We start from the raw sequence: 23,173 nt of genomic DNA on the forward strand, positions 1-23,173 counted from the left end.
CTTTTCTGCTCATGATTCAGCTACAGTATTGGATTTTTGTCCCGTTGAGCTAAGCAGGCTGGGTCTCTATCATTGAACAGGTCCTTAAACTGATCATCGGTGAGCTCAGTGAGCCCGCATAGTTCGTGGTAACTTGGGTAATCGACATATTGCCAGCCAGCGTCAGTATGTTCCAGGCTGTGGAACGGGCCAACGAGACAACTTTTAGCGCAGTAGTAGTGGGACACGAACGGATGAGTTTCCCATTCTTTTTTGATAAAACCAGCGCCCATTGTGCCGGAAATAAACCAAGGCTGGAGACCGAAACCGGCGAATTGGCCCTCTAGGATTCTCTTTAGATATCCGATTGCGCATAGAGCGTCTTCGCGAAGGCGAGTTGCCGTGTCGGCGGTAAAATGAATAGACCGGTTACGGAGGCGTTCTAGCTCTAAGAAGTCATTAGACACTTCGGGCAACAGGACGCCCCAAGCGACCAAAGTATGGATCATCTGGCGCCATCTATCGAATGAACTTTTCCGGTAGACCTTCTTATACTCGGGGGTAGCTTTGAAATGGTCGCGCAAATCCAGCATCATATGATTGAGGATCCGCTCTCCCAAAGCGCAAGCGCCGGTCAAGGCCGCATAATAGCCGCCCCCTATGAATGCTGTTCGAACGTGATCAAACATGACATTGTGGTGAGCTACAATGCTGAAAGGCTTGGCCCCGAAGTCTCTAAAATTGTCGATTTTCTCAGTGAGGCCATTCTCACCATAGTCCGAACGGATGCTGGCAATGATGTTCTTTCGACTCTGCTCCCAAATCGCTCGCGACTCTTCGCTCCAGTCTCTTCCCGGTTCGTCCGACAATGTTAGCGGTCTTGAGTCAAAGTCAAAATTGAAGATTCGATATCGACGAACCTCTGGCTCGCCGTCCGCAAGTATGGTCGTGTGGGTATCTGTCGATTTCTCCATATGCTCAAACATACAGCCTAAATGAGCCGGTTCTCTGCTCTACGCTTCTTCCGACGATAATCCTGGACGCGTCCCTTGAGTTGCGGAATCCAACCCGGTCGATGCTCAATACGGTCGTAATTTTCGCCATTGCCAGCCAGCAATTCAATTCTGCTCTTTTGGCTGAGAACCTCCCAACCATCGTACATGATATACAATGCATTTCCGTACCGAGCATTCTCGAAAGCAACAAAATCGTCTCCAAACTTGGCTCCAAAGTAACGCAGAAACCCGTCTGTTCCCGTTATATATGCCTCTGGTTGAAGTTGTTGCATGACAGCAATCCGTTCTCGCATGACGGCCTGTTGCTGAGCATTCACGGGTCGTTTGCCATCCAGCATTGCGGCCACAACTTCATCAACACTGCCAGGCGGAAGGAGTTGCCAATCAACTTTCACGCTCTTCGCAAAATCGGCCAGCGAGGTGGCGCTCTCGAAAATGTCTGCAGCGCCGACATTTTCTTGCAGCAAATTCAAATTATAGAGAAGTTCCTGCTGAAAATCTGGCGTCCGGCGGCTGATGACTTGGTCGATCGCAAATTTAATTAAGAAATCATTCCCTCGACGTTCAACTAAAGCAATCGATAAGTTCACCTCTTTAGGCGGATAAATATCACGGATGTAGACTTCGCGATCATGGGAAACGTAATGGGTGCTTCCAGAATTCCAGGATGGTGCCCAGAAGCCATACGATTTTGTGATTTTTGGCAGGTCTTTTCGGACTTTTTCCATGCCATACAGGTTTGCATTGGAATATTTACCAGCGGATGGTCTGGGAGGCTGAGGTTCAGGAAAGACAACAACATCGCCTTCCAGCGAAAGCCCCAATCCGCTGTAGTTGCCGATTTCAGCTCGCGTGATCAATTTTACTGTGGCAGCTACGACATCATCTTGATCGAAGGTGGTCAGCCTTTGTAGGATGCTGTTTGGAACTTTTAGAAGGTTCTTGGGCATGATTAGATTAAGTCCATTTCGCCAAAAATGAGGTTGTCGCTGTTAACACAGTAGCGAGATGCTGGGCTAATTGAGCCTGATGAGTTGGGATTAGCTGGGCGTCCAGCGGTAATTCATTCAATTTCCACTCAACTGGTGGCGCGTCGGCTATACCAATACCAACATACATCCGTCGGCCGGGCGCTGCACGATGAGTAAGTATGTTTCTGGTATCGCGCCATTGTTGGTAGGAAACTTCATCAAACACAGATTGAATATCGTCTAAAATCTGATCACCGGGAAATGCTTTAACAAAGGTGGCTTGGGTGAACGAAGGCGAAATTCTCTGGCGCTCTTTCGCAGTTGATAAAGGAAAGGCGGCAGGGTGAATGAATGAGCCTATTGCAAATAGGCCGTAGAAAAACGCCTCGTAAGCCGCGAAGCCATTGCTAAAGAAACTGAATAATGCCTCTTCCTGTTGATATCGCTGCAGGGGAGCTGGATGAGGCCCAGAGTCTCTCAGAGATTTTTGAAACTTTGTACCTGCGTCTACCGAGCCGTGAAATCGGAAGGCCACTGCGTTCCAAGCACCGGAATATTCATGATACACACCTGAATCGGACCATTGTGCTAAAACAGCAGAATGAACTGCTTCATAAGGTTTGCGCGGAAAATCGGCGTGTGGAATTAGGCCGTTCGGTGTGAGAGGAGACATAACAGAATACTATCGCATCGACCAAATCATGGAAAGCTTTCAACTCAAAGTATTGATGACACGTGATGTGTGCAGTTGGTAAGTTATCACACAGCTAGTTTGCCTCAGCACCAGCCGGCAAAGTCAAAATGCCAATCTTGTATTTATTGAGTACACGTAGTTTTGCACCAAAACGTTACGCGTTGCTTAGTCCCGCTGGTAATTTGCTATTGGGATGTCAATCGGGCCGCTAACCCATTTTCCATATATGACGCCGTGACGCTTTTCGTAATTTGCGAGCGCTGCCTTCCATGTTTCACTATCAGTCAGTGTTGAGTGTTCGACGGTGAGATTTTGCCACGGTTCGATAGATCGCAGCACTTTGCGTATGTTCGTGATTAGGCTTGGGTGGGCGAAAGGGCTAACGACGACGCGTTCGATAAGCCTAGTATCAAATTCCAGACCCATGGAATTTTGCTTCTCAACAGAAAAGCTGACGACCCTATATTCCTTTTCATCGCCGAACCCATATCGTTTGAAGAACGGTAACTGATGAATATCCTTCGCCTCGATTTGATCTATCCGGTTTAGGAGAATATAGCGGACATCGCCAGCGTAGAAATGTTCATTTTCTTTACAAAGCTCATCCAACCTCTGCTTGTTTAGGATAACGCTGACACCAGCTGGGCCGCTAGCGTAAATTTGCCAATGATGAAAAGTTTCAGGCGCTCTAGTGAGACAAACTGCTCCGACAAATCCGTAGCCTAGCGCCCTTTGATATAGCGACAAGCCCTCACGGTCATTGGCATCGACCCAGTGGCTGTAGCCAATCGTTGTCAGCTTTCGGCTTACCAGCATATCGATCAGCACAGGTAGATTTGTATATCGTCTGAGGGTCTGTGGATTTTCCATATAGCGACTCTTCCTGCTCGTAGCGGTCATTCCAGCTGCGCCTACCCTCTAGAACCGAATTTCGAATCACAAGGGCCTATCACTCGGCGCACAAGTGTGCTAGGAATTTACAGTACATAAAACGGTACATAGATGGCCATCATACGTCGAATTTCAGGGCTTTTAGGAGCAAATTTGAAGAGAGCTACTTCTCCCGTAGGGGTCACCAAATTTGCATGCCTACAGCCCTTGCAATTTTGGCGATTTTCTGGAATTTTTTACCGTCTATTGAGTGTCATACCAAGCTGCGGTGAGGCTGACTCAGATTTGGGATTCCCAAACGGTGGAAAGTCTGATTCTATGTTGTTCTTCATTTGGAGGACGTGACATGGGATCAGCGATTAGCTTGCGGGATGATTTTGACGGCACTGCCTTGAGGCGACTGGCGCGGAAGTCGAAAAGTGCGAACCAGGCCCGCCGGCTTTTGGCATTGGCCGAGATCTACGACGGTGGCAGCCGGACAAGGGCGGCGCGGATCGGCGGGGTGGGCTTACAGATCGTGCGTGACTGGGTGGTGAGGTTCAACGCCCGAGGTCCCGATGGGCTGCTCGATGGCAAGGCCCCGGGAAGACAGTCGCTGCTCAATGATGCCCAGCGCCGCGCGCTTGTCGAAATGGTCGAGTGCGGCCCGATCCCGGCGATCCATGGCGTCGTTCGCTGGCGGCTGGTCGACTTGGTCCAGTGGCTTCATTACGAATTTGCTGTCTCGCTTGATGCAACGACCGTGGGGCGTGAGCTAAAGAGACTGGGCTATGTCAAGCTGACGGCGCGGCCTCGCCACTACGCCCAGAACGAGCTTGCGATGGAGGCCTTTAAAAAGGGGGCTTTGCCGCCGAGCTTGCAAAGGTCAGAGCAACTCTCCCGAAGGGCACGCCGATAGAGATTTGGTTCCAGGACGAAGCGCGGATTGGCCAGAAGAACAAGATCACGCGGCGTTGGGCCAGACGCGGGACGCGGCCATCGGCACCCAAAGACCAGCGGACCAAATCGGCCTATATCTTCGGCGCAATCTGCCCGGAGCACGGCAAGGGCGCGGGGCTGGTGCTGCCGTTCTGCAATACCGAAACCATGACACTCCATCTGACAGAAATAGCGCTCGCCGTCGCTCCTGGCGCTCACGCTGTTATACTGATGGATCAAGCCGGTTGGCATATGACTGACAAGCTGGATGTTCCCGGCAATATCAGCATCATCGCGCTTCCGGCCAAATGTCCTGAACTCAACCCGGTTGAGAATATCTGGCAGTTCATGCGCGACAACTGGCTCTCCAACCGGGTGTTCACTTCCCACGACAATATCGTCGACCTCTGCTGCGAGGCGTGGAACAAACTCATAGATCAGCCTTGGCGCATTATGACCATCGGGCACCGCAAATGGGCCAGTGGGTTATGATCATTGCAGGTTGGTATCAGCGGCATTCGCGATGGCCAACAAGGCCTGGCCATAAGCAGTTTTTTCAAAAAACTTGCCGCGTTCGATCAACTGGTCGCGGTCAATGAACCCCTGATGAAACGCGATTTCTTCGAGGCAGGCAATTAACGTGCCGGTGCGCTTCTGCATCACGCGCACAAACTCGCTTGCTTCGACGAGGCTGTCGTGGGTGCCGGTGTCTAACCAAGCGTAGCCACGCCCCATTTTTTCGACGTACAGCTCGCCCAGTTCCATGTACATACGGTTAAGCTCGGTTATTTCGAGCTCTCCGCGTGCAGATGGCCGGACGTCCTTCGCTAGCTCCACGACCTTGTTATCGTAGAAATACAGCCCTGTGACGGCGATATCGGAACGCGGCTGTTTTGGCTTTTCTTCAATTGATATTGCGCGACCGTCAGCGTCCAATTCCACAACTCCATATGCCGAAGCATCGGTGACCTGATAACCAAAGACGGTCGCGCCTTGTATCCGCTCTCTCGCGTTGGCGAGCAATGCGCCAAAACCTGCGCCAAAGAAAATGTTATCGCCCAGCACCAGGGCCGCTGGTTGATCACCAATAAATTCGGCACCAATATGAAGTGCCTGCGCCAAGCCTTCAGGCTTGGGCTGCACTGCATATTCAAACTTCAGTCCGATGTCTTCGCCGGTGCCAAAAAGACGCCGATAGTTATCCAGATATTCTGGCGATGATATAATCAGGATTTCGCGAATGCCAGCCAGCATCAGCGCCGAGAGCGGATAATAAATCATCGGCTTGTCGTAGATCGGTAGCAGCTGCTTGTTTATCGCAAGCGTCGCTGGGTGCAGTCTGGTGCCTGAACCACCGGCCAGTATTATTCCGCGCATTTTTATGTCCTCTTATCTTTCGAAACGTTCAGCGAGTATTTCATCGATCGCATCCTGCCAGTGCCTAGATGTAATTCCAAAATCCCGCTGTATCGCCGCCGTCGAGAGGCGCGAATTGCTCGGCCGTTTAGCAGGTGTGGGATATTGCGACGTGGTAATGGCCTTTAAAGCTGGTGTTGCAAGTCCGCGCCCCCCCATGTTGGCAAATATCGTCGCCGCCAGTTCATGCCAACTAGCTTCCCCACCGTTCACAAAATGCCATGTGCCATATTGTGCGTGGGGGTGTTCGGCCACTGCCAGCAGCGTCTGGGCTATATCGGAAGCGCTTGACGGACAACCGATTTGATCATCAACCACGCTGACTTCAGGTCGATCAGAAGCCAGTCGGATCATGGTGTTTACAAAATTCGCGCCGCCCGCGCTCACTACCCAAGCGGTTCTGATGATCGCATGGCGCGGATTAAGTGAGCGAACTGCGCTCTCGCCCATTTCCTTCGTTCGGCCGTAGACACCCAGTGGGTTCACCGCGTCCTCTTCGACATAAGGCGCGTCTTTAGTACCATCAAACACATAGTCAGTGGACACGTGAATGATGGGAATATCCAACTTCGCCGTTTCGGCTGCGAATATAGCTGGTGCGACTGCGTTGACCTGCTCGGCCAAAGCGGCATCGGTCTCTGCGCGATCAACGGCAGTATAGGCCGCGCAGTTGATAACGGCTGACCATGAACGATTGGCAACCAAGTCGGCGATGGACTGCGCATTCGTTAAATCCATCTGCGCGCGGGTGGGCGCAAATATATCCAAGCCACGTGTCTCAGCATGCCGCAACACAGCCTGACCAACTTGGCCGGTCCCGCCCGTCAGAAGAATGGTTGCCTTTGACATCGTTACGCGGTTTTCAAACCAAGTCTTTCACCTTGATATTCGCCCGATTGAATGGCCTGCCACCATGCACGATTTTCAAGATACCATTTGATGGTCTTTTCCATGCCACTTTCAAAAGATTCAAGCGGTTTCCAGCCCAATTCCCTTTGCAGTTTGCTAGCATCTATTGCGTAGCGGAAATCATGACCGGGCCGGTCGGCGACGAACTTAATCTGCTCGCGATAGCTAAGTTTATCCGACCTCGGCCGGATACGGTCTAATGTGTCACAAATTACATGGACAACTTCAAGGTTGGTGCGTTCCGAATTGCCGCCAACCATGTAGCTGTTTCCGACGGCGCCATTCTCAAACACTGCTTGCAAGGCACGGACATGGTCATCAACATACAACCAGTCGCGCACATTTGATCCCGTGCCGTATACGGGCAAGGGCTCGCCAGCCAAACATTTGATGATGACCAACGGGATCAGTTTTTCTGGAAAATGAAAAGGGCCGTAGTTGTTCGAACAATTGGTGATCACCACAGGTAGGCCATATGTATGATGCCAAGCCTGAACCAGGTGGTCGGAACCAGCTTTCGATGCCGAATACGGCGAACGCGGGTCATACGGCGTTTCCTCAGTAAAAAACCCGTCATCGCCAAGCGCACCAAATACTTCGTCCGTCGAGATGTGATGAAAGCGGAAATTGCCCTGTTTGTCTTCCGGCAAATCGCGCCAATATTCCAGCGCGCCGTTCAACATGGAAAAGGTGCCAACGAGATTGGTCTGAATAAACGCTCCGGGTCCATCGATGGAGCGATCCACATGCGATTCCGCCGCCAAGTGGGTGATGACATCTGGCTGAAAGCTTTTTATCGCTTCAAGAATCTTGGTAGAATCGCAAATGTCTATCTGCTGGAATTGATATCGATCGGATCCAGCCACGGACGCCAGCGAGGACAGGTTTCCGGCATAGGTCAGCGAGTCAATATTCAAGACGGTGTACTCGGTATCGGACATTAGATGTCGCACGAGCGCTGACCCTATAAAACCCGCGCCGCCGGTGACGATAATTTTCTTGCTCATAAATTTAGACACATCTCAGGTTGATAAGGAAGCCAACGGGTTGCCGTCGTACGGAAAATCGAAATCGCTATGGGACAAAGATGGCAGACTTGCATCCTTGTCTGACAAGATCGGAGCAGCGCTAACCATCGGCCAATTGATTGCCAATTCGGCATCGTCCCACCGAATACCGCCATCGGCCTGCGGCGCGTAATACGCATCTACTTTATAAGCTACGTGACAATCGTCTTCGAGCGTCAAGAACGCGTGCCCAAAACCCGCGGGGACAAAAAGCTGATTGCCTCGTTCAGCGGACAATTCGATACCAACCCATTTTTTAAACGTCGGGGATGCATGTCGCAAATCAACCGCGATGTCGAAAATCCTACCCTTTATACACCGCACCAACTTTGCCTGCGCATGCGGAACACGCTGAAAATGGATACCGCGGATCGTGCCTGCCTTTAAGGAGGCAGATTGATTATCTTGGCAGAATTCCCCACACACGCCGAGTTTCTGAAAGCGGTCTTCGTTCCACGTTTCCGTGAACCAACCCCGATCATCGGCAAATCGTTGTGGGGTTAAGTGCACAACGGGCATGGGCGTTCCTTATGTCTTGGTTAAACATTGCTGGTGACGCAATTAACGGGCATGCGCCGTTAAGAAAAGACCTCATTTTAACTGAGACACATTACGCTCTGTATTGCTTTTGGGGTGTTAGGAACCATATGATTGGACGACAGTGCCGCCATAGAGTGGCGTGTAATTTCTTTTAGCCATGCACAAACAAATGAAGATATTATCGACGAGGTTAGCAGATTTCTCTCCGTCGACTGATCAAACGCGGAACAACTTTGCGATTAAGGGAGAGAGCGAATCATGGTTGCGCTGCGCGTGGAGCTATTTGCAATAGCTGTCTGCGCTTCAATCTCCTTGGCCTTTCTGATAGTGCGAGGACTGGTAAGGCGATCGTACAAACCAAAGGAGTGCTAGGACCATTAAGCTCATTATTGCAGGCGTACGCAGCGGATAGTCAAACACGCTGGCAACAGCAAGAATCGCAATTATGACGCTCGACATTCGGCCAATTTTTACTTCGGAACGTGTTCCATCCATGAGAATCCATAGTTGAAAGGAACGGTAAACAAAATAAATGGATGCGCCCAATAGCCACACGATCCCTAAAATACCGAAAGTCAATGCAGTCTCGAGCCAATCATTGTGAAGTCTGTTTAAATACACGCCATCCAATATCGATAATGGTTCGTCCCTTTGAAATGCCGCTGAAAATGATCCGGGGCCGAAGCCAAACGGGTAATATTGTCGAAATAATTGTCCACTCAAAGCCCAGAAATCTGAACGATCTTTTGCATATCCAGTTTCCGCAAAAAAACGCTCGATGGCCTCAGCGCGCGAAAAGAAAATCGTAATCATCACAACACATACAATTGTTGCCAGCATGACTGCAGGGACGATAAACTTCGCGTTTTTGGATCTGTCACGTGACGAAATATGGGGAATATAAAGAAGCGCGCCACCGATCAATCCGACTACGGCTGCAAACATCCCTGCTCGCGAGCCGGTAACCAAAATCAACGGGACTAATATCAAAGTCAAGATGAGAGCAAAATAGCGATACCAGGTCGTGCCGCCTAACCCGTATGACGTTCGGTCACTGGCAAATACGGCCAAGATCGGAAATAAACATGCCAAAAATACAGCGGAGTGATTGCGATTTGCAAAAAACCCTACTGCGCTGCCGTTGTTGGTCACGCTGTAAAGATACAAGGGATTGTCCGTCCCACCAGATAATTGAAGAACGCAAATTATCGCTGAAAGCGCTCCGACAAAAACTAAAAAGTGACGCACGAGGCCCAATTCAGCGCGCTTAAGCTGAAGGGCAAACAAAAGCACCGCCATTGGTGTAAACAAGAAAATGAGTGATTGCCAAGCAGACGGAAAGGCAGATGACTCTAATTGTCCAAATGTTGTCAAATTCGACGAGTTACGAATTTCGTCGACACCGGCATCTGTTTGCAAAAACTGCATCAATTTCAACGGGCTCGGCAAATAATAAAACGCTACACATATATAGATGCTGCCAAACCATATCAGAAAACGTTTGTGTTCGCGCCAGTGTTCGACCCTTAATGTCAGTAATGCTATTCCCGTACACAATATCATCATAGGGTTTAAAAGCGCTAAAGACTGCACATCCGCTCGGGATGAACCGCCCATAAGAAATGCCGCAGCCAATGAAATGAAAATCCCCCAAAATGCGAATGAGGGCAAGGCGGAGCGAGTGTATTTAGGCAACAAGGTAATCCTACAAATCAACTATCGCACAAATGCCATCTAGGCGGCACCGACAGCGGCGATACGAATGAAAGCAGTGAACGCATGACTACCCTAATAGCAACAGGTGCGTGATTATATACGTCTATTGAAGCGTCGCCAAACCTTAAAAAGTTATGGCAATATTATTTTACTTCCGATACTCGCCACCAGAACAGCCGACACGCTACAATGCCCCAAAGCCCTGCAAAGTAAAGCTCCCATTGCACAAGGAAACCGATGATAAACTCTACTCGCCCCGCGCTAGGCATTGCAAATTCAGGTGTGCCTTCAGTAAACGGTGAAGCGGAAATCAGTCTAGCTCCACCTATCTTGCTGCAGTATTGGCATGTCCTAATTCGTTGGAAATGGCTAATAGTTGGCATCGTGATTGTCGCTTTGACTATTGGATTGGTGGCTACTTTACTTGCGACTCCTCAATATACTGCCACATCGCGCATTGAGATTAGCCGATCGCAGAAAAACGTGACAAACGTGGAAAGCCTCGAATCGGCCGACGCGGGTCGCGATCAAGAGTTCTTCCAAACCCAATACTCCCTGTTGCAAGCTAGATCTTTAGCAGAAAGGGTCGCTCGGCAATTACGTTTGGCAAATAATGACCAATTCTTTGAAGCCCATGGCGTGGATCCTAATAATGCGGGTCTGTTTGCTTCAAAATCTTCTAAGCAGCTGCGTGGCCCGGAATTGCGAGCGCGGGAAAAAAAGGCGATCGACTTACTTACCAAACATATCTCAATTTCGCCGATCCGCAACTCGGCTTTGGTAGATATAAGCTACACCAGCGCCTCGCCCGGCCTTTCGGCGCAGATCAGCAATTCATGGACGGAGCAATTCATTGTTCAGAGTATGGATCGGCGTTTTGCATCTACTGCAGATGCTAGAAAATTCCTTGAAGGCCGCTTGGCTGATCTGCGCGCTCGTGTCGAAACATCCGAGCGGGAAGCTGTCAACTATGCTTCACAGAAAGACATTGTCGCACTCGCCACAACGAGGAATGCGGACGGGAACACGGAAGTTGCCCGTACAATGGTCTCAAGCGATCTTGAGGCGCTAAACGGCGCGTTAGCTGAGGCTACTGCCAGTCGAATTGCCGCTCAAAGTCGTGTAAACAGTCGCAACGGCGGAGCGAATTCCGACGCACTAGGAAATGCAGCGATTTCACAACTTAGGCAACGGCGGGCGGAGGTCGCTTCAGAGCAGGCAAAGTTGCTGGTCCAGTTCGAACCAGACTATCCTTCCGTTAGAGCACTTACCGAACAACTACGGGCACTCGATGCAAGCATCGCACGAGAAGAAAGCCGCGTACTTAACAGCCGCTCTACAGAGTACAGTGAAGCAGTTCAACGCGAGAGGGACCTTCTGCAACGCGTGCAAACTCTGAAAAGTCGCTTGGACCGTCAACAGCGGGACAGCATAAAATACAACATTTTTCAACGTGAAGCAGATACAAACCGGCAGCTATATGATGGTCTATTGCAACGGTACAAAGAAATTGGTGTCGCTGGTATTGGTGCAAATAATATCGCAATTGTTGACCAAGCTAAGCTCCCGGAGAGTCCTTCCTCGCCTAGCTTACCAATAAATATGGCGTTAGCCTTACTCGCTGGCATGGCTGTAGCTGCCATTTCCACATTTGCTATTGAACAAATTGATGAGGGCATTCGTAATCCGGATCAAGTCAACCGCATCTTGCACGTCCCCTTGCTCGGAAGTGTTCCAGACGCCGACCAGACAGACACTTTTGTCCTATTAGCTGATCCAAAGTCAATGATTGCGGAGGCCTATTTCAGTGTGCGGTCCAACCTTGCTTTCAGTACCGACCACGGAATACCAAACACTTTTATGGTCACTAGCACTCGGCCGGCCGAGGGGAAGTCTACGACCAGCCTTGCACTTGCGACCGTTATGGGCCGAACAGGCAAAAAGGTCTTGTTGGTTGATGCCGACATGCGATCGCCGTCAATGCACCAATTTCTCAATTGCCAGAACAATAGCGGGCTCAGTAACTTTTTGGCAGGCGACAATCAGTGGCAAAATATGGTCCTCGAAACGGATCAAAAGGGCCTGCATCTTATGCCTGCAGGGCCGATGCCGCCCAGCGCTTCAGAACTACTCAGCAGCGATCGGTTGTTAATGCTCATACGGCAGCTGAGTGAGCACTTCGATCATATCGTAGTTGATTCACCACCAATACTGGGGCTTGCCGACGCACCGTTGCTTTCGCGCGCTGTTGAAGGGTGTATATTTGTGGTGGAGGCAGAAGGTGTTGCTGTCAGAGGTTTGAAGTCCTCGTTGGGGCGTCTTCATGCAGTGCATGCCCATGTGTTTGGTGTGGTTCTTACGAAACTCAAGAATCGCCAAGCTGGATATGGATATGGATATGGATATGGATATGGATATGGAGAGAGAGATCCTCGAATTGATGACAATTGAGATCCGACGATATCTATAATTTTCATTCCGTCATTTTGCAGCCCATATTTGATCCCAAGGTCAATCTGTGCACGGCGGCCCGTATGACAATATGCTGAAGCCAGAGACTTTGGCTGGAAGTCGCGCACGCAGATACTTCGAATGGATTTATATGGAGTATCGAGGAGCCGCTGTGGGTGCTGTCAAAGCATGTGGGATGTCTTGGATCCCATTGATCGGCTATCGTTCTCGCAACTAGGATCATGCACCCTGAGAATGACGGATGATGGAAATTGGCATGAAAGCTTTTTGCAGGCAAAGTCGGCTGTGTGACTGGCTAATAGATGTTATACCAACCTGCAATGATCATAACCCACTGGCCCATTTGCGGTGCCCGATGGTCATAATGCGCCAAGGCTGATCTATGAGTTTGTTCCACGCCTCGCAGCAGAGGTCGACGATATTGTCGTGGGAAGTGAACACCCGGTTGGAGAGCCAGTTGTCGCGCATGAACTGCCAGATATTCTCAACCGGGTTGAGTTCAGGACATTTGGCCGGAAGCGCGATGATGCTGATATTGCCGGGAACATCCAGCTTGTCAGTCATATGCCAACCGGCTTGATCCATCAGTATAACAGCGTGAGCGCCAGGAGCGACGGCGAGCGCTATTTCTGTCAGATGGAGTGTCATGGTTTCGGTATTGCAGAACGGCAGCACCAGCCCCGCGCCCTTGCCGTGCTCCGGGCAGATTGCGCCGAAGATATAGGCCGATTTGGTCCGCTGGTCTTTGGGTGCCGATGGCCGCGTCCCGCGTCTGGCCCAACGCCGCGTGATCTTGTTCTTCTGGCCAATCCGCGCTTCGTCCTGGAACCAAATCTCTATCGGCGTGCCCTTCGGGAGAGTTGCTCTGACCTTTGCAAGCTCGGCGGCAAAGCCCCCTTTTTAAAGGCCTCCATCGCAAGCTCGTTCTGGGCGTAGTGGCGAGGCCGCGCCGTCAGCTTGACATAGCCCAGTCTCTTTAGCTCACGCCCCACGGTCGTTGCATCAAGCGAGACAGCAAATTCGTAATGAAGCCACTGGACCAAGTCGACCAGCCGCCAGCGAACGACGCCATGGATCGCCGGGATCGGGCCGCACTCGACCATTTCGACAAGCGCGCGGCGCTGGGCATCATTGAGCAGCGACTGTCTTCCCGGGGCCTTGCCATCGAGCAGCCCATCGGGACCTCGGGCGTTGAACCTCACCACCCAGTCACGCACGATCTGTAAGCCCACCCCGCCGATCCGCGCCGCCCTTGTCCGGCTGCCACCGTCGTAGATCTCGGCCAATGCCAAAAGCCGGCGGGCCTGGTTCGCACTTTTCGACTTCCGCGCCAGTCGCCTCAAGGCAGTGCCGTCAAAATCATCCCGCAAGCTAATCGCTGATCCCATGTCACGTCCTCCAAATGAAGAACAACATAGAATCAGACTTTCCACCGTTTGGGAATCCCAAATCTGAGTCAGCCTCACCGCAGCTTGGTATTACGCTGAGTCCATATTCGCAAAAAACATCAGTGAACGTTCATTGGTGGCCGTATTACCAATCAGATATTGGTGAGATATCTTATGGCGCTTGATACATGCCATCTCAAGTGCTTGATGCTTCTTTTGCTTGCACGTTGAGCAGCGTGGACCACGGTAACAGAAGGATTTGCGATGACTGACCAACCCGACTTCCAGATGCGCCTGCATATATCGACATCCTCAAAGTACATAAAATACTTCTTATCATCGAACCCGCCAACCTTTTCGAAAACTGACCTGGTGAATACCATGAACATACCCGCGGCCCATTCAACAGGGAACGGAATATCACCCCAGCGATAATCTAATTGCCTGTCTCTAAAAACAACACGTCGTAATAGTCTAATGAAGGTTGGGCGGTAGCGGACAGAGTCTTCAATCGCCCCATTTGGCGAAATTACTTTTGGTACAACAACGCCCACGCTTGTGTTCGCGAATGGCTGCAAAAATGCGACACAATCGAGTTCGGATAGACGAATATCGGGATTGATCACCGCAAAATATGGAGTCGTGGCAAACTTGAATGCGGTGTTGTGGTTTGCTCCAAATCCCCGTGGCTCGCTATTCACGATGATTTTTTTTATGTACGATCTCGGTAGTGGTCGATGATGGTCAACGATATTCATCGTTATTATTAGCTCAAAGTCCCCATTATATACCTTGTCCAGATCGGCGAGGAGCAAGGACATCAGATCATATTGGTTGTGGCTCACAACCGATAACGTGATGAGGGGCTCCTTGTTTGACATCGAAAATAACCTAATGTAAATTTAATTGGAAAAAGAAATCATAAGGTAAAAATCTGACTGCGTCGCTATTGCTAAAGATAATCTGACGCAAGAAGTTTAGATTTGTTAATATGCCAAGTGAAACACAAAGAAATAACGCTACTTTTTGTTTTCGTATTTCCAACGAGGCAGCGGTAGACAGCGCAATCAACAACACAGAAATCTGTAGAAATCGTAACCCTGCATAGCTATACACCAAAACGGGTAGAGATAATAAAAATATAGCTAGCGCCATTATCCTTAAAGATTTTGATAAATCATTATTTATACAGAATTTATAATTTATGAAGTAGAAAATCAAAAATTGTATAACGGGCATTATGCCAGAATACCCTTCAGGCCGAGACAATTCTTGATATACTTCAAATTTATATATGAGATATTCTATAGGTAAAAATTGCGATATTAAAACAGAAACGACAGATATTGCTAAAAGACCAATTAAGTTAAATCTTAATTTAAGAAATACCAACGGAAGCATACTAATATGCGCTAGCGACGGGACAAGCAGCCAGGTCCGCGCAAAATAATTGCTTCTTTTCGCGAACAGAGCGACGAAATAACAGACTAAAGCGAACGATAATCCATATCTTAATCCGTTAAATGTTGAATCGAGCATTAGGACCGGAAGAATCGAAACCGACAGATACGCATTATTTGGTTGTAGTTTGCTGACGCCTGTAATGTACAAATACAATACTACAAATGAATGAAGGACTGTATATGCCTGAAAATCCAGACCAACATCGCGCATAAATGTCTGAGGATACCAAAATAATGGATCAATCGTTATTGCGTAGGATTCGGCATAATCGAACAAGTCACGATATGCTGCAGTGTCGGTTCCTGCGTAACCTCTCAGAGACGCAAATATTGCTATTGGGCAAAATGATATCAACAAAGCAAATCTAGATATTTTGACGTTATTGTAAGCCATAAACGACAAGATCAATTGAGGCCAAAATATCAAAAACACATACAGCGCGATGCTTGTCATGATTTGTCTGAATTCTGTATAGGATTTAGCTTATTCGGAAACGAAATTATCAAATACCCAAACAGCATAAGAATTACTTTTATGCTGTGCACCATCCGAACACTCATTCGAAGCGATTTGTACAAAAGACGATCAAAAACAGAAAGTTTGTTCAGAATTTCTGGAGCAACATAGGCGCCCATTTTTGACATCGCCAGGGCCTTGCTTCGCAGAGAAAATTTGTCTTTTATTTCGTTTGTAGAACCAGGATAGAAGTCCCAGCCCTTGTGAATAACTGACAATTCCGGTGAAGTTCTGCACGTATAGTAATGCGGCTTAAATAGACGCGCATGACCTATCCGAAATCTAAATCCGAATAAAAAATAGTCATTTCTATAAATTGCAGCAGTTGTATCAACTGGTGCAATAATGTTGCTACCAATATTTGATCCACTAAGCAGTTTTTTTTCGAGTTCGAATGTTTCCTGAAGTATTTTATTATCTTTTATATTATCAAGAGACAAATTTAGTCCCAGTTTTCCAATACATCTATGTTGGTTCATTTCAGTTAACATTTGAGTCAGCCAGCAGTCGCCGTCTCTGGGCTCAGGGAATATTATATCTGCGTCGGAAAATACGTAATATTGGCCATCGATCCAATTATTATGTTCCAATGCTAAATTAAATCCATATATCCAGTTGTTGTGTTTATTTTGAATATAATGCGCATCGGGTAATTGTGCGATTTGATTTTTCACATACTCGAGCGCCGCAGAGCTGTCTGATTTATTGTCCACCACAAAGAGGCGATATGGATATCGAGTGTTGGCAACAATCGAGTTAATGCACATCAAAAGTATATCTGGTTGATTATGATGCAACAGGACGATCTGGATCATATCAATATCGTTCTTTCATAGCCTGAGATATAGCCTCAAGGTATTGCCGCTCTTCGTCAAAGCTCGGTTCAACGAAATTGCCCTCGGCCCACTCGTTCCAGGATTTCAGAAAAATAAACCTAGGCTTCCCGTCTTGATTAACAAAATCAGATTTTTCAATTGCTGCTTTAAGCACGTCCTTAAATTTTTCAGGACTGCAGCCGGTTAAAACCAGTCCTCGCCGTCCAGATCTCGGTGTGTTGTCCCAGTTTGATATAACCGTGTGGTAGGCAGGAAAATTAAATTGGCTAAGATCGGGCAACATCTCCTTTGCCGCGTCGATATATGGAATACGCTGCGGACCAGTCAGACCACTTATTTTGCCTTTGATCCTTGCACTAATGGCATCGATGTAATGGCTGTTTTTATGTTGGCTGTCTCGTCCGGTAATATTCATAATTACCGCCCCATCTAGCCCCATAGATTCGATTTGGTCAAATCGGCCGCTTGGATTTGGTGACCAAGTTCCCAAGATGTACAGATCAGGAAACCCGTCCGACCGGGCCAAACTTCTAAGTTTTTCATAATAGGCCAGCGAATTTTTAAGACCGTTGGGTCGGTATATGTAAAGCACGGGTCGATTGTCATGCTTTACATACCGGGGATCCAAGAAAAACCGCCTTAGCGTTGCATAATGAGAGCTTGCGTCGTCGGAAGGATACGTCTGCTCTACGAGGGTTTTTTTGGGTTGTCCGTGCCAAACACCAGTCCATGATTCATTTGCCCAGCCTAGGCAAAATGGGAAATCAATGTGCGGCGCGGCAAGAAGATTTTCAAGTGGCTTTTCCAGCAATCTTCTGCCTCCAAACCAGTAATGCCAGTAGCAAAAACCATGAATTCCATAGCTTTGCGCGAGGTCAGCTTGTCGCTCTTGCGTTTCTGTTAACCGTAAGTCGTAGAATCCAAGCTCGCCGGGAAGTTTTGGCTGTTTATGACCGCGATACAAAGGCCGGGCTCTTGCAACATTATGCCATTCGGTAAAGCCGGGGCCCCACCAATTACTATTTTCTTCAATGGGATGGAATTGGGGCAGATGAAACGCGAGTATCTTCGGCAAATTTTTACTTGCCACCTCTAGTCTATTTTTTTGCATTTTTTCCATTCCATTGTGCGCTCATCATAATATTTGACGGGAACTGCAGGCGCGCCAACGACAATTGTATTAATCGGCACATTCTTAGTAACAACTGAATTTGCGCCAATAATCGCACCCGCGCCTATAACAACCGGACCTATAATAACAACGTTATCACCGATCCATACATTTGAGCCAATTTCCACTGCTCCATCGCAGTTAATATGTCGTTTGATCGGCGCTTCCATCGGATCGCTTTGATCTTGGCCAGTATATTTCCCGTGATTGTGGTCTGTAATATGCACCCCGCTTCCGATGAGGCAATCTTGTCCTATGCGAATGTGATTCACACATGCGACGTGCAAACGTTCAGAGGCTGAAAATTTTGCTCCGATTTCAAGGATTGGGGTTCGGTTCGTCTCGCTTGGAACCACTTCTATCCAGGCGAAGCGGCCAACGGAGCAACCAGGCTGCGCCGCGATAAATGTTGTCCCGATAATTCTTGGCGCCCGACCAATAAACCCGCCTTGCCATCCATATAACAAAGCACGGTAACGTCCAGCGAAGCGTTCACTTGCCCGCGTTACGAAGGCACTCAATTTTGAGAAACCTCTTTCAGAACGCCAAATGCGTTTCATTACTGCAATCTTTGACATGTCACTGTCCTAATCAGTTTTATTCAATCGTCGCAGAAATTGCGCAAAAATGTAAAAGGGCCATGCCAACGGACGTGGAAGCGCTATAATCGGCCTTACCAATAACTGGCGATAATAGTTTTTTCCGATCGCGTTACTCCAATTCGTAGGTAAATCCTCTTTCTGAAATTTACCGATATTTTTGAAGCGTAAATTCCACGCCAGTCTGGGAAGATAATCCAAGAAATGTGGTTTAAGTATGGATTTACCAATTGAACTATCTTTGCCAAAGAAATTATCGATTATTTGCGGAAAATTCTGAAAGAATACTTTGAATACTTGGTATCCCCCGGTATTTCCTGAGGTTGCCAAAACACATTTATTCTTGACATAAAAAAACGGCCCGTCGGTCATTAGCAAAGGTAATATCCATCCGAGCTGTACTAACGATGTTCGATTGTAGCGGTCAACGGCGCGCATATCGATTACGTCCGTTAACCGTCGCTTATCAATCACCATCGCTGAAATATAGGTCAACCATGTATGTACCGTTGAAGCAAACGATAGTGCATTCAATTGCCTTATATTTAAGGATTGAACCAACTCCCCCTGATCCGGACTGCATACGCGGTCGACCCATTCACTTTGCATATATACCAATGCCGGCTCTTTTTCTTCCAGCAACTGGATAACACTTGATAATATGCCACGTTTCGGCAGGTCGTCATCTCCAATTATCCAGAGCCAACGTGTTTGCACGGAACGCACACAATGGAGAAAATTCTCATCCGCGCCTATATTTTCAGGATGTCGAAAACTAGCAAAGTTGGGCCATTCCTTCGCTACGCGATCGACGACAAGGGGAGTGGAGTCGGTGGAAGCATTGTCGGAAACAAACACCGTAACGGTGTCCAGTTGAGCGACTTCTTCGTGGAGAGCACGCAACAAAACGGCAAGATTTTCGCTCCTATTGTAGGTCGGAACGAGTATCGTCAATAAAGGCTTGGTTTTCATATAGGCGCGTTAATGTTCAAGGAGATAAAATTGCGCTAGTTTGGCGCGACCTGTAGCGGATAAATAACAACAAAGTCCAAGGCATGCTCACAAATGCACCTACCATGGCGTAGCCCATCATCATTTCCGTAACATCTGAACGCAACAGCCAGACCATTATAATGGTCGCTATTGCCGAAATAATTGATACGGGCAGCATCGGCTCCTCTCGATGAGCGCGCATATATGTAGCGGCCGAGTAAGAAGCTGTGTTAAGAACTGCAGAACAAGCGATCCAGAATAAGGTCGAGGCACTGGCAATTCGATGCACAGCCTCTAGTTCGGCTAACGTGGCAAGTTTGACAATACCGACAATGGAAAATGCAATTGCAGCTGTGGCGAATACCGACCGTGCTGCGACCGACATGAATAACTGGTTCAATGCTCGGGGCTCTCGCCTTGACACATGCATCGTGAAGTTTGGTGCCTTTGCATTTATCCAACTTAAGCCAAGCGTCGTCACTGCATTAAATACGGTCATTGCCATGCCAACTCGACCGGCCACAACAGCGCCGTGCGTAGCAAATGCTATGGGAGTGAACATATTATAGAGAAAGTAGCCGCTGACCCAACTGACGGCGATACGCCATTGCAATGGAAGAACATCTCTTCTCCAATTTACCTCACTATTTTTCCGGTCTATTTTCCTAAATCCGGAAGCCTTTGAACGTAGCCAAAACCACGTCACAAACGACGACATGAGTGGTAACGACACCGTCGCCCAAAGTTCCAATCCTAATATAAGCAAAAGCCACAATAAGACATATCCGGCCATCGACTGCAATAAGCGCAGGCGCGCTACCTGGCCGACCTGCCCCAAGCCCTCGAATAATGCGAGTTTCGGACTTAGAAATAAATTGAAGGCCGTCAGCAATACTAGAACGACCCAGACTGGCGCCCAGTCGTAAATTGAAATAGACTGGTTATTTACAAAAAAGAAAATCCATCCGGCTGTCCCCGCGATTGCAGCAAATAATACAGCGGCAACTGCGAACCATCGACGTACAAATCCAAAGATACCGCCAATCCGGTTGAGACGGTCTTCGTGCCCCAAAAACGTCCCATCTGGCTGTACCGTAATATGCGCGGCTTCATGGCTAATTAGAAGAACAATAACTTGGCTAAAACCGAGTTCAAAAAAGATCTGCAGTGCCAACAAACTCGCAAACGTATAAAAGAAGCCTTGCTGTAAAGGCGTTAACCAAAATGGCACTATTAGCACCGTTAGGGCACCAGCAACTAGCGCCCATATCCTGTACAATAGCGTTAGCGACACATGAAAATCGAGGCCTGTCATCACTAACATACGCCTAAGCGACGCAGACAGACCCATCGCCTTTCCTGTCATTTACCGAATTTCAACGGTAAAATAAAAATCATGTGAAAACACTGATGCTGCAGTATGTTAACTTTTGCGATCACCTTTGGTAACTCACATCGTTCATATTTATATCTGGTATTCATTTCTGCGCTTAAGCAAGAATTCATATTCATCGCAATTTAAATCCCGGCCCAAATTCCACTCTGCTTTTTTCCGGTATTCGATCTGAAATTTGTTTTTGTCGAATTGAAATTTATCGGCGCCGACAAGGGCATTGGCGACGTGATTTACATGCAGAATTGCTTGTCGAGTTGTTCGACTGATGTGTTTCGTGTAATTTTCAATCGTACTTTCGTCCATCTCAGCCAAACTGTAGGAATTAAAGAATAAATCCACGGAATTGTCTTCTAAATCCTGAATGACAAATGAGGGTAACAGCGCAATGTCATAACGCTTAATTGTATCGATATTTATATTCGGCTCATCGCCATATAATAAAAATTTCTTTTCTGGAAAAAGATTCATCAGCTGATAGCTGGATATGCAAAGTATTTCTGGCAAATCCAGATTAATATAAGCGAGATTGTTTGGCATGATTTTATTTAAATAATATGCAAAGCCGCCAATGCCGCCGCCCAATTCCGCAACGACACTGCGTTGCTCATTTGACGCAACAAGCGACGACGCAACATGCGCATAATAATATTGATAGTCGGAACCCGACCGTACAAAATCCTGCCCTACCCAAATGCCGTAGGGATTCCCGAAATTTTCGATATGTAGGTCTCGTGTTGTTACATTGGGCAGTAGTTTCTCAAGCAACCGATATCTGTACACGGCATCGATCAACATGCGTTTCAAAGCCAATTTGGAAGGTGCATTTTTAAAATATACCTTCTCCATATCTACTGGCATGCCAATTAGCCCAGTGCTTATTGAATTTCGGAAAAAATTATCCAACAGGTCACGCAAGCCTTCAGCGTCGCCCTGTCTCAACACATCAAGTAGCTTTGTCAGCGGCTTTTCATAAATCGGAACCCATTCATTGGATACCTTGTACAAATCATTTTGTTTGGAATGATCTTTTGCCGTGAGGGAATATGCGTCGATAATGCGTTGGGCAACTTGCGTACGCTCAATCTTACTGCGCGTAGACGAGGTCGGACGCGGCAGAAGGCCCTTTTGAACTGCTGCAATCTCATAAAGCGGATCGCGCTTGAATTCCGCATCCCAATAACGGTACGTCTTAACCATATTGTTAAATCGACGCGCCCTTGAGACTATTCGCTTAATTATATTCAATGAACTGCTCCAGATGGATAAATGTTAGTGAATCTGCATAGCTTCTTAAATAATTGCTTTAGAATTGATTACGGAAAATGATTCCTCTAAAACAATATCTAACGAATTGCCGGATGGTTCGTATCCAAATTTCTCTGCTCGCCGATTATTTGAATAATAATTCATTTTCATTCCTGTCGAATCGATAATTTCAAACGATTCGCAAAATGAATATTTTAATTCATATTTTGATTTCATTGCGTTTAATAATGAAAATTTGTCGATGGGAGATTTAGTGTAACAGTCAATAACATCATTAGTGAGTGGGGAAGAAATAATTGACTGAATTAATCTGAAAAAATCACTTGGGCCGATGTAATCACGAACAATATTGACCTGATTTGTCTTAAGCGTTTTTCCAGATTTTATGGCTCTCAATATGTCTGTGATCAAGAACCGTTCCGAGATATCTTGTGTGCGACTGACATAATTGAAAACTCTTACATCAATTATCGGGAGATGGGGCAGCGCGCGATGACGACATTCAGCGTACATTTTGGCTACTGAATACCAATCTCGTGTAAGTAAGTGATTGATTGGGATCTCAGCATAAGTATTTTCGTCTGCGGGTTCATCAAATCTCGAGCCATAGGCTGCTCCGCTGCTCAAAAATATGTAACGGCACTCGGGATGCGCAGTCTGATAGCGAACAGCCATTTCATCATATTTTAGTGTAACGTCAAAAATAGACGCACCCATCGCTATTGCCTGTGCTGGGTTCCCCACCCCTACGAAGTTTAAAACTACATCGAAGTGTAGATCATGATGAAAATCTTCAAAACCTGCAACGGTATAAACACCGTGCAATTGCATGTCGCGAAGCCATGTGACTACTGCGTCTGGTCGCCTTGCAAACAAAATAAGATTATGCTGGGTTTGTGCAGCAAAAGATCGGATGAGATCTTTTGCAATTTGGCTAGTAGCGCCCAATATTGCT

Annotated in this window: 21 protein-coding genes; 2 read left to right on the forward strand and 19 right to left on the reverse strand. The window is 47.7% G+C overall.

Annotation, left to right across the window (positions count from 1 at the left end):
• Nucleotides 1–20: 20 nt before the first annotated feature.
• The 4 genes from HEQ34_RS02185 to HEQ34_RS02200 all read right to left on the reverse strand — a co-directional run bounded on the left by HEQ34_RS02185 (nucleotide 21) and on the right by HEQ34_RS02200 (nucleotide 3,530).
• Entirely contained in the window at nucleotides 21–953 is a 933-nt protein-coding gene (locus HEQ34_RS02185) for a hypothetical protein (protein ID WP_296196768.1), read from the reverse strand.
• Between the two features lie 17 nt (nucleotides 954–970).
• Entirely contained in the window at nucleotides 971–1,945 is a 975-nt protein-coding gene (locus HEQ34_RS02190; protein WP_296196771.1) for a hypothetical protein, read from the reverse strand.
• Nucleotides 1,946–1,952: 7 nt separating this feature from the next.
• The gene (locus HEQ34_RS02195) at nucleotides 1,953–2,639 is read right to left on the reverse strand and encodes a hypothetical protein (RefSeq protein ID WP_296196774.1); all 687 of its coding nucleotides are present in this window, start codon (nucleotides 2,637–2,639) and stop codon (nucleotides 1,953–1,955) included.
• 186 nt (nucleotides 2,640–2,825) lie between these two features.
• Nucleotides 2,826–3,530 (reverse strand): DUF2971 domain-containing protein, encoded by a 705-nt coding sequence (locus HEQ34_RS02200; RefSeq protein ID WP_296196776.1) that lies wholly within the window; start codon nucleotides 3,528–3,530, stop codon nucleotides 2,826–2,828.
• A gap of 367 nt (nucleotides 3,531–3,897) precedes the next feature.
• On the opposite strand from HEQ34_RS02200, the gene HEQ34_RS02205 reads away from it, so the two are divergent.
• Nucleotides 3,898–4,961, forward strand: a protein-coding gene (locus tag HEQ34_RS02205) for an IS630 family transposase (protein WP_296196779.1) whose coding sequence is annotated in 2 segments (ribosomal slippage) — nucleotides 3,898–4,389 and nucleotides 4,392–4,961 — 1,062 coding nt in all. Because the reading frame shifts where the segments join, the coding sequence is not laid out codon by codon here.
• Here the strand turns inward: HEQ34_RS02205 and rfbA are convergent.
• From rfbA to HEQ34_RS02230, 5 genes are all read right to left on the reverse strand, one after another.
• The gene (gene rfbA / locus HEQ34_RS02210; RefSeq protein ID WP_296196782.1) at nucleotides 4,962–5,846 is read right to left on the reverse strand and encodes a glucose-1-phosphate thymidylyltransferase RfbA; all 885 of its coding nucleotides are present in this window, start codon (nucleotides 5,844–5,846) and stop codon (nucleotides 4,962–4,964) included.
• A gap of 12 nt (nucleotides 5,847–5,858) precedes the next feature.
• Entirely contained in the window at nucleotides 5,859–6,734 is an 876-nt protein-coding gene (gene rfbD / locus HEQ34_RS02215; RefSeq protein WP_296196785.1) for a dTDP-4-dehydrorhamnose reductase, read from the reverse strand.
• Nucleotides 6,735–6,736: 2 nt separating this feature from the next.
• A complete protein-coding gene (gene rfbB, locus HEQ34_RS02220) occupies nucleotides 6,737–7,801 on the reverse strand; it encodes a dTDP-glucose 4,6-dehydratase (protein ID WP_296196788.1) in 1,065 nt (354 codons plus the stop codon).
• 15 nt (nucleotides 7,802–7,816) lie between these two features.
• Nucleotides 7,817–8,380: a dTDP-4-dehydrorhamnose 3,5-epimerase gene (gene rfbC / locus HEQ34_RS02225; RefSeq protein WP_296196791.1), complete on the reverse strand. Its 564-nt coding sequence runs from the start codon at nucleotides 8,378–8,380 to the stop codon at nucleotides 7,817–7,819.
• Between the two features lie 324 nt (nucleotides 8,381–8,704).
• Nucleotides 8,705–10,096, reverse strand: a complete 1,392-nt coding sequence (locus HEQ34_RS02230; RefSeq protein ID WP_296196794.1) for an O-antigen ligase — start codon at nucleotides 10,094–10,096, stop codon at nucleotides 8,705–8,707.
• Between the two features lie 258 nt (nucleotides 10,097–10,354).
• Between HEQ34_RS02230 and HEQ34_RS02235 the strand changes: the two genes are divergently transcribed.
• Entirely contained in the window at nucleotides 10,355–12,568 is a 2,214-nt protein-coding gene (locus tag HEQ34_RS02235; RefSeq protein ID WP_296196797.1) for a polysaccharide biosynthesis tyrosine autokinase, read from the forward strand.
• A 345-nt stretch (nucleotides 12,569–12,913) separates the two neighbouring features.
• On the opposite strand, the gene HEQ34_RS02240 is transcribed toward HEQ34_RS02235, so the two are convergent.
• From HEQ34_RS02240 to HEQ34_RS02280, 10 genes are all read right to left on the reverse strand, one after another.
• Nucleotides 12,914–13,977 (reverse strand): IS630 family transposase gene (locus HEQ34_RS02240; protein ID WP_296196779.1). Its coding sequence is split into 2 segments (ribosomal slippage): nucleotides 12,914–13,483 and nucleotides 13,486–13,977, totalling 1,062 coding nucleotides; the frame shifts between segments, so codons are not numbered across the junction.
• A 152-nt stretch (nucleotides 13,978–14,129) separates the two neighbouring features.
• Nucleotides 14,130–14,858 carry a glycosyltransferase gene (locus tag HEQ34_RS02245; protein ID WP_296196800.1) on the reverse strand — a complete coding sequence of 243 codons (729 nt, stop codon included), beginning with the start codon at nucleotides 14,856–14,858 and terminating at the stop codon, nucleotides 14,130–14,132.
• 10 nt (nucleotides 14,859–14,868) lie between these two features.
• Nucleotides 14,869–15,894, reverse strand: coding sequence for an EpsG family protein (locus HEQ34_RS14450; RefSeq protein WP_366934835.1), 1,026 nt, complete (start codon nucleotides 15,892–15,894; stop codon nucleotides 14,869–14,871).
• Nucleotides 15,891–16,772, reverse strand: a complete 882-nt coding sequence (locus HEQ34_RS02250; protein WP_296196801.1) for a glycosyltransferase — start codon at nucleotides 16,770–16,772, stop codon at nucleotides 15,891–15,893. The genes HEQ34_RS14450 and HEQ34_RS02250 overlap by 4 nt, the downstream gene beginning before the upstream one ends.
• A gap of 1 nt (nucleotide 16,773) precedes the next feature.
• Nucleotides 16,774–17,904: a glycoside hydrolase family 99-like domain-containing protein gene (locus tag HEQ34_RS02255; protein WP_296196804.1), complete on the reverse strand. Its 1,131-nt coding sequence runs from the start codon at nucleotides 17,902–17,904 to the stop codon at nucleotides 16,774–16,776.
• A complete protein-coding gene (locus tag HEQ34_RS02260) occupies nucleotides 17,886–18,542 on the reverse strand; it encodes a DapH/DapD/GlmU-related protein (RefSeq protein WP_296196806.1) in 657 nt (218 codons plus the stop codon). Before HEQ34_RS02260 ends, HEQ34_RS02255 begins: the two co-directional genes overlap by 19 nt.
• A gap of 9 nt (nucleotides 18,543–18,551) precedes the next feature.
• A complete protein-coding gene (locus HEQ34_RS02265) occupies nucleotides 18,552–19,535 on the reverse strand; it encodes a glycosyltransferase family 2 protein (protein WP_296196808.1) in 984 nt (327 codons plus the stop codon).
• 16 nt (nucleotides 19,536–19,551) lie between these two features.
• Nucleotides 19,552–20,871: a hypothetical protein gene (locus HEQ34_RS02270; protein WP_296196811.1), complete on the reverse strand. Its 1,320-nt coding sequence runs from the start codon at nucleotides 20,869–20,871 to the stop codon at nucleotides 19,552–19,554.
• A 150-nt stretch (nucleotides 20,872–21,021) separates the two neighbouring features.
• Nucleotides 21,022–22,149 (reverse strand): putative sugar O-methyltransferase, encoded by a 1,128-nt coding sequence (locus tag HEQ34_RS02275; protein WP_296196813.1) that lies wholly within the window; start codon nucleotides 22,147–22,149, stop codon nucleotides 21,022–21,024.
• 93 nt (nucleotides 22,150–22,242) lie between these two features.
• Nucleotides 22,243–23,166 (reverse strand): NAD-dependent epimerase/dehydratase family protein, encoded by a 924-nt coding sequence (locus HEQ34_RS02280; protein ID WP_296196816.1) that lies wholly within the window; start codon nucleotides 23,164–23,166, stop codon nucleotides 22,243–22,245.
• Nucleotides 23,167–23,173 lie beyond the last annotated feature (7 nt).

It is taken from the genome of Sphingorhabdus sp. (assembly GCF_023910635.1).
In the GTDB taxonomy this organism is placed as follows: domain Bacteria; phylum Pseudomonadota; class Alphaproteobacteria; order Sphingomonadales; family Sphingomonadaceae; genus Sphingorhabdus_B.